This is a genomic window from Microvirga arabica, from assembly GCF_016811235.1.
Classification (GTDB): domain Bacteria; phylum Pseudomonadota; class Alphaproteobacteria; order Rhizobiales; family Beijerinckiaceae; genus Microvirga; species Microvirga arabica.
Genome location: NZ_JAFBID010000212.1, coordinates 1 through 907, shown reverse-complemented (window position 1 = coordinate 907; position 907 = coordinate 1). Strand labels below are relative to the sequence as shown.

The window sequence follows — 907 nt, the reverse complement described above, 5'->3', positions numbered from 1 at the left end:
ACACTGTCCGGAATGAAATCGGAATGGGTGTCCGGCTTCACCTTGGAATAAGCGTCCGGCTTCATCGGAATCCGCAGGCCAGGGAAAGCGACCGCGCTGCAGGATCTTGTAAAAGAGGCAAAACCCCTGGCCATCCCAGAACAGCAACTTAATGCGGTCGCCGCACCGGCCGCGAAAGGCGAAGACAGCCCCTGAGCAGGGATCCTGACGCAGAGCCTCCTGGGCGAGTGCGGCAAGACCGGACACGCCCTTGCGCATGTCGGTCACGCCACAGGCCAGGTACACCCGCAGGCCGCTGCCTGGCGCAATCATGCTTCTTCCACCAGCCGGATGAGACGACGCAGAACTTCGGCATCCACACCAACGCCAATCCGCAGGGTCCGTCCATTGGTGAAGCCGATCTCGATCTGGCCTCCCGATGATGGGCGCGGTGCCGGCTTCCCTTGCACCGCCGCATTGGCCCTCAGGTCAACGGGAAGAAAGGATACCGTCTGGTGGGAGACTGGATGGGCAGCCCGCAACTGTCGGCGCCAGGTGTAGATCTGCTGCGGCAGAAGATCGTGCCGGCGAGCGACTTCGGCGGCACTGGCCCCTGGAGCGGAGGCCTCTTCCAGGATGCGCAGCTTCTCCTCAGTCGACCATTGCCGCCGGCGTTCTCGACCTGTGATGATCTCCATCCGTCCCATCGTTCCGTCGCTAACTTCGAACATAACTGCGAAATCAGCTTCGAAACGTGGACCAGAAGCACCTCGTCGAGAACCCTCCTACACCGGACGCTTACTGTATGCGGGTGCAGCGTATTTTTGCGCGCTGAGTGTCTTAAACGAGCAAAGCCCCCGTGGTTTCCCGTGGGGGCTTGTGTCTTGTGTTGTGTGTAGTGTGTTTTGGTTGCGGGGACAGGATTTGA

General features: G+C 60.6%; 2 protein-coding genes. Both read right to left on the bottom strand.

What is annotated here, in order from left to right:
* Positions 1-312, bottom strand: a 312-nt coding sequence (gene tnpB, locus JQC81_RS32535; protein ID WP_203275880.1) for an IS66 family insertion sequence element accessory protein TnpB, incomplete at its 3' end; no start/stop codon positions are given.
* Entirely contained in the window at positions 309-677 is a 369-nt protein-coding gene (gene tnpA / locus JQC81_RS32530) for an IS66-like element accessory protein TnpA (protein WP_203275879.1), read from the bottom strand. The genes tnpB and tnpA, both read right to left, overlap by 4 nt.
* Positions 678-907 lie beyond the last annotated feature (230 nt).